The 6,738-nt window shown below is 69.6% G+C and carries 3 protein-coding genes; all 3 read right to left on the bottom strand.

What is annotated here, in order from left to right; genetic code table 11:
* On the bottom strand, positions 1–2,244 hold a 2,244-nt coding region (locus IEZ01_RS33405; protein WP_229833337.1), incomplete at its 3' end, for a DNA translocase FtsK.
* 221 nt (positions 2,245–2,465) lie between these two features.
* Positions 2,466–3,146, bottom strand: coding sequence for a response regulator (locus tag IEZ01_RS33400; RefSeq protein WP_019889903.1), 681 nt, complete (start codon positions 3,144–3,146; stop codon positions 2,466–2,468).
* A gap of 274 nt (positions 3,147–3,420) precedes the next feature.
* A partial coding sequence (locus IEZ01_RS35475) for a HAMP domain-containing protein (protein ID WP_229833336.1) occupies positions 3,421–6,738 on the bottom strand: 3,318 nt, incomplete at its 5' end.

Here is a 6,738-nt window from a genome sequence, read left to right as displayed (position 1 = left end):
CAGACCGGTGACGACATCGACCGAGGGCCGCTGGGTGGCCAGCACCAGATGGATGCCGGCGGCGCGGGCCAGCTGGGTGATCCGGACGATGGCGTCCTCGACGTCCCGCGGCGCGACCATCATCAGGTCGGCCAGCTCGTCCACGATGACCAGCAGGTACGGATAGGGCTGCAGCTCGCGCTCGCTGCCCTCGGGCAGCTTGACCTTGCCGTTGCGGATGGCCTCGTTGAAGTCGTCGATGTGCCGGAAGCCGAAGGCGGCCAGGTCGTCGTAGCGCAGGTCCATCTCCCGCACGACCCACTGGAGCGCCTCCGCGGCCCGCTTGGGGTTGGTGATGATCGGGGTGATCAGGTGCGGAATGCCTTCGTACGCGGTCAGCTCGACCCGCTTGGGGTCGACGAGGACCATCCGGACGTCCTCCGGGGTCGCTCTTATCATGATCGACGTGATCAGGCAGTTGATGCACGAGGACTTTCCGGAGCCCGTCGCGCCGGCGACCAGGATGTGCGGCATCTTCGCCAGGTTGGCCATCACATAGCCGCCCTCGACGTCCTTGCCGAGCGCGACCAGCATCGGGTGGTCGTCCTCGGCGGCGTCCGCGAGGCGCAGCACATCGCCCAGGTTGACCATCTCTCGGTCGGTGTTGGGGATCTCGATGCCGACGGCCGACTTGCCGGGGATCGGCGAGATGATCCGTACATCGGGGCTGGCGACGGCGTAGGCGATGTTCTTCGTCAGCGCCGTGATCCGCTCGACCTTCACGGCCGGGCCGAGCTCCACCTCGTACCGGGTTACCGTCGGACCGCGGGTGAAGCCGGTGACGGCGGCGTCGACCTTGAACTCCGAGAAGACGGTCGTCAGGGACGCGACGATCGCGTCGTTGGCCGCGCTGCGCGTCTTTCCAGGCCCGCCGCGTTCCAGCAGGTTCAGCGAAGGCAGGGAGTAGGTGATGTCCCCGGCGAGCTGGAGCTGCTCCGCGCGCGGGGGCAGTCCCTCGGCGGCCTCCGGAGCGGGCTTGGTCAGATCGGGCACGACCCCCTTGCCGTCCGGCCGCTTCGCGTCCTGTCCGGATTCGCGTGCGGTCGGTACGGATCCGGCCGCGGCGGCCGCGATCTCGCCCGCGCGCCGCCGGTCGGCGGTCAGGTCCCGAGTGAGGTCGGCGACGACCGGCGAGGGCGGCATGCCGTTCAGCACGGCCCCGTCCAGCGCCGCGGCGGCCGCGGCGGCGACGTCCACGGCGTCCATGGGCCGGCCGAAGTCGGGCTGCGCGCTCTTGTGCGGGCGCTTACGCCGGGTGAGCGCCTCCTCCTCGGCGCTCTCTGCGTCGTATGCCTCCGGAGCAGTGGCCCTGCGCCGCGCGCGGACGGGGCGCGCCTCACGCCACTCGTCGTCGTACACCTCGGCGTCGCCCTGGTCGGGCTCGTACGCCGGTTCGACGATGCCGAGCTTGGCGCCCAGGGCCCGCAGTCGCTGTGGAATGGCGTTGACGGGGGTCGCGGTGACCACGAGCAGCCCGAAGACGGTGAGGAGCACCAGCAGGGGGACGGCGAGGACCTCGCCCATCATGAAGACGAGTGGCTTGGACGCGGCCCAGCCGATGAGCCCGCCGGCGTCCCGCATCGCCTCGGTGCCGGAGTCGCGGCCCGGCGAGCCGCACGCGATGTGGACCTGGCCGAGGATCCCGAGGACCAGAGCGGACAGGCCGATCACGATCCGCCCGTTGGCCTCGGGCTTCTCCGGGTAGAGGATCAGCCGTACGGCGACGGCGCCCAGGAGCAGCGGAAAGAGCAGGTCGAGCCGGCCGAAGGAGCCGGTGACCAGCATCTTGACCAGATCGCCGACCGGCCCGCGCAGGTTGGACCAGGTACCGGCCGCGACGATCAGGGCGAGGCCCAGCAGGAGCAGCGCCACGCCGTCCTTGCGGTGCGCGGGGTCGAGCCCCTTCGCGCCGCGCCCTATGCCCCGGAACATCGCCCCGACGGCATGTGCGAGGCCCAGCCAGAGCCCGCGCACAATCCGGAACACGCCCCCGGTCGGGGACGGGGCCGGCTTCGGCGGCGCCTTCTTGGCGGTCTTACGGGCGGGTGCCTTCTTCGCGGGCGCGCTCTTCCTGGCGGCCGCGGTCTTCTTCGCGGGTGCTTTGCCGGGCGCCGCCTTCTTCGCAGCGCCAGTCGTACGCCCGGCGCGCGGCTTCGCGGTGCCCGCCGTGCCCTGGGAACCTTTGCCGGACGTACGTGAGGCCATGGTGGTGAGGTTACCGGTGTGGCGCGCGGCGGACACGCGTGCGCACCGCTTCACCCGTTCGTGTCGCCCTGCGGGCGGACGGAAACTGACGGTACGGCATGCGTGGGCCGCGCCACGGCAGGCGCGAGCTGACGGGCACTCAGCCGACCGGACCAGCGCCCGGCAGGGCCATCAGGGCTCCGGCCTTCGGGGATCCGGTCCTCGCGCGTGTCAGCCGCGTGTCAGCTCTGGGAGGGCAGCGCGGGCGCGCTGCTGCCCGTGCCGGGCTCCAGGGCGTCCAGCGCCCGGCGCAGACCGGTGAGCTTGCGCTCCAGATGCGCGGCGGTGGCGACGGCCGCCGCGTCCGCGGAGTCGTCGTCGAGCTGCTTGGAGAGCGCCTCGGCCTGCTCCTCGACCGCCGCGAGCCGGGCGGAGAGTTCGGCGAGCAGCCCGGCGGACTCCTTGGCCACGCCGCCCGCTCCGCCGTTGCCCTCCAGCTGGAGGCGGAGCAGTGCGGCCTGCTCCCGCAGCTGGCAGTTCTTCATGTACAGCTCGACGAAGACCGAAACCTTGGCGCGCAGCACCCAGGGGTCGAAGGGCTTGGAGATGTAGTCCACCGCGCCCGCGGCGTAGCCCCGGAAGGTGTGGTGCGGGCCGTGGTTGATGGCGGTGAGGAAGATGATCGGGATGTCCCGGGTCCGCTCGCGCCGCTTGATGTGCGCGGCGGTTTCGAAACCGTCCATTCCTGGCATCTGGACGTCCAGCAGGATGACCGCGAAGTCGTCCGTCAGCAGCGCCTTGAGCGCTTCCTCCCCTGACGATGCCCGCACCAGTGTCTGATCGAGCGCAGAGAGGATGGCCTCCAGCGCCAGCAGATTCTCCGGCCGGTCATCGACCAGGAGGATCTTGGCCTTCTGCACCATGCCCCGTCCTCCTCGCCCCGGCACGGACTCTCCCCGGCTCGTCGAGCCGGAGGTAGCACCGGGCGCCGCCCCAGGGGACGACTCCCTTGCGCCGTCCGTCCTTGTGCCGGTCATGGTAGCCGCACCCCGCCTGTCGCCACACCCTGTCACCGCGATGTCACTGTGCACGTAGCGGAAACGCGGCGAGAGACCAGAAGGTTCCCCGAATACCGACGTCCCACACCCCTACGAGCACAGTCAGTCAACAACTCGCCGTCAGGTGAGCGCCCGCCGATCACGCCCCGCGCATCCACTGCTCCATCACCGACAGCAGATGGTCAGGGTCGACCGGCTTGGTGACGTAATCGGAAGCTCCGGACTCGATCGCCTTCTCCCGGTCACCCTTCATCGCCTTCGCGGTCAACGCGATGATCGGCAGCCCCGAGAACTGCGGCATCCGCCGGATCGCCGTCGTCGTCGCGTATCCGTCCATCTCCGGCATCATGATGTCCATCAGGACGACCGTCACATCGTCGTGCTGCTCCAGCACCTCGATGCCCTCCCGGCCGTTCTCCGCGTACAGCACCGCGAGGCCGTGCTGTTCGAGGACGCTGGTCAGCGCGAAGACGTTACGGATGTCGTCGTCGACGATCAGCACCTTCTCGCCGTGGAACTCGAAGGTCCGCCGCGGCTCCGGCTCCTCCTGCCCCACCGCCGTCGCCCACGACTCCTGCGCCCCGTGGGCACCCGGCTGGCCGGGCAGCGAGGGCCGCTGGTCGCCGCGACCCAGCGCCTTGCGGCGGTGCCGGAACAGCGCGCCGCTGCCCGCCCTGGAGTCCGCCGAGAGCGGCGCGGGGGCGTACGAGGGCGTCTGGAGGACCGCCTCCGCCGCGTCGTCCGCCTCGCTCTGCTGCCGGCCCGCGGAACCCTGCGCCAACTGCCCGTACCCGTGCGGCGGAAGCTCGCTCGGGTGCAGCGGCATGAAGAGCGTGAACGTCGAGCCACGGCCGGGCTCGCTGGCGGCGTAGATCTCGCCGCCGAGCAGCCGCGCGATCTCCCGGCTGATCGAGAGCCCCAGGCCCGTCCCGCCGTACTTCCGGCTGGTCGTGCCGTCCGCCTGCTTGAACGCCTCGAAGATCACCCGCATCTTGCTGGCCGCGATGCCGATGCCAGTGTCGGTCACCGAGAAGGCGATGAGGTCGGCGTCCGGATCCCGCAGCGACCCCGCCTCGAGGAGCTGCTCCCGGATCGACTGCGGCACATCCGTCCCGGCCGGCCGGATCACCAGCTCGACCGCCCCGGTGTCGGTGAACTTCACGGCGTTGGACAGCAGGTTGCGCAGCACCTGCAGGAGCCGCTGCTCGTCCGTGTGCAGCGTGGCGGGCAGCTCCGGCGACACCCGTACGGAGAAGTCCAGGCCCTTCTCCGCGGTCAGCGGGCGGAAGGTGGCCTCCACGTAGTCCACAAGCTGGACCAGGGCGATCCGGGTCGGACTGACGTCCATCTTGCCCGCCTCGACCTTCGACAGATCGAGGATGTCGTTGATCAGCTGGAGCAGGTCCGAGCCCGCCCCATGGATGGTCTCGGCGAACTCCACCTGCTTCGGAGAGAGGTTGGCGTCGGCGTTGTCGGCGAGCAGCTTCGCCAGGATCAGCAGCGAGTTGAGCGGTGTGCGCAGCTCGTGCGACATGTTCGCCAGGAACTCCGACTTGTAGCGCATGGAGACGGCGAGCTGCTCGGCCCGCTCCTCCAGCACCTGCCGGGCCTCCTCGATCTCGGTGTTCTTCACCTCGATGTCGCGGTTCTGCTGGGCCAGCAGCTCGGCCTTCTCCTCCAGCTCGGCGTTGGAGTCCTGCAGCGCCTTCTGCCGGCTCTCCAGCTCCGCCGAACGCTCCCGCAGCTGCTCGGTGAGCTCCTGCGACTGCTTGAGCAGCACCTCGGTCTTGGTGTTGACGCTGATGGTGTTGACGCTGGTCGCGATCATCTCGGCGATCTGGTTGAGGAAGTCGCGCTGGATCTGGGTGAACGGCTGGAAGGACGCCAGCTCGATCACGCCGAGGACCTTGCCCTCGAACAGCACCGGCAGCACGATCACATGGGCCGGGGACGCCTCGCCGAGCCCCGACGAGATCTTCAGATACCCCGGCGGCACATTGACCTGGATCGTCCGCTTCTCCTCGGCCGCCGTTCCGATCAGGGTCTCGCCGGGCCGGAAGGACGTCGGCATCGACCCGGCCGAGTAGCCGTAACTGCCCCGCATCCGCAGCTCGTACGGGCCGTCACCGTCCGCCAGCTCCGCACCGTCGCCGGTGGGCATGGCCACGAAGAACGCCCCGTGCTGCGCCGAGACCACCGGCGTCAGCTCGCTCATGATCAGCGAGGCCACGTCGTCCAGATCGCGGCGGCCCTGCATCAGACCGGAGATCCGGGCCAGGTTGCCCTTCAGCCAGTCCTGCTCCTCGTTGGCGAGGGTGGTGTCCCGCAGGTTGACGATCATGGTGTTGATGTTGTCCTGCAGGGCCTGGATCTCGCCCGCCGCGTCCACCCCGTCGATCTTGAGGTTGAGGTCGCCACGGGTCACCGCCGTCGCGACGGCCGCGATGGCGCGCACCTGCCGGGTCAGGTTCCCGGCCATCTCGTTCACCGACTCGGTCAGGTCCCGCCACGTGCCGTCCACGTCACGCACGCGTGCCTGCCCGCCGAGCTGCCCGTCGGTGCCCACCTCACGGGCGACCCGGGTGACCTCCTCGGCGAAGTTGGAAAGCTGGTCGACCATCGTGTTGATGGTGTTCTTCAGCTCCTGGATCTCGCCCCGGGCGTCGATGTCGATCTTCTTGGTGAGATCGCCCTTGGCGATGGCGGTGGTGACGGCGGCGATCTGGCGCACCTGACCGGTGAGGTTGTCGGCCATGCCGTTCACCGAGTCGGTCAGGTCCTTCCACGTCCCCGAGACACCCGGTACGCGCGCCTGGCCGCCCAGGATGCCGTCCGTACCCACCTCGCGGGCGACCCTGGTCACCTGCTCCGCGAACGACGACAGCGTCGTCACCATCGTGTTGACGGTGTCGGCGAGCTCGGCGACCTCGCCACGCGCCTCCACGGTCACCTTCTTCGTCAGATCGCCGTTGGCGACCGCCGCGGAGACCCGGGAGATGTTCCGCACCTGGCTGGTCAGGTTGTTGGCCATCAGGTTGACGTTGTCGGAGAGGTCCTTCCACGTACCGGTCACGCCACGCACGCGTGCCTGGCCGCCGAGAATGCCCTCCGTACCCACCTCACGGGCGACCCTGGTCACCTCGTCGGCGAAGTTGGACAGCTGGTCGACCATCGTGTTGACGGTCGTCACCAGCTCCAGGATCTCGCCCTTGGCGTCGACGGTGATCTTCTTGGACAGGTCGCCCCGGGCGACCGCCGTGGTGACCTCGGCGATGTTGCGCACCTGAGAGGTCAGGTTGTTCGCCATGAAGTTCACCGACTGGGTGAGGTCCTTCCAGGTGCCGGAGACACCCTGCACCTCCGCCTGGCCGCCCAGGATGCCCTCGGTGCCCACCTCCCGGGCGACCCTGGTCACCTGGTCGGCGAAGCTGGAGAGCTGGTCGACCATGGTGTTGAG

It is taken from the genome of Streptomyces purpureus (assembly GCF_014648195.1).
Classification (GTDB): Bacteria; Actinomycetota; Actinomycetes; order Streptomycetales; family Streptomycetaceae; genus Streptomyces; species Streptomyces purpureus.
This window is presented reverse-complemented; position numbering and strand designations above follow the sequence as displayed.

What these genes read in the sequence shown, in the direction of transcription:
- IEZ01_RS33400 (WP_019889903.1), bottom strand. Translation starts at nt 3,146, where the DNA reads ATGGTGCAGAAGGCCAAGATCCTCCTGGTCGATGACCGGCCGGAGAAT.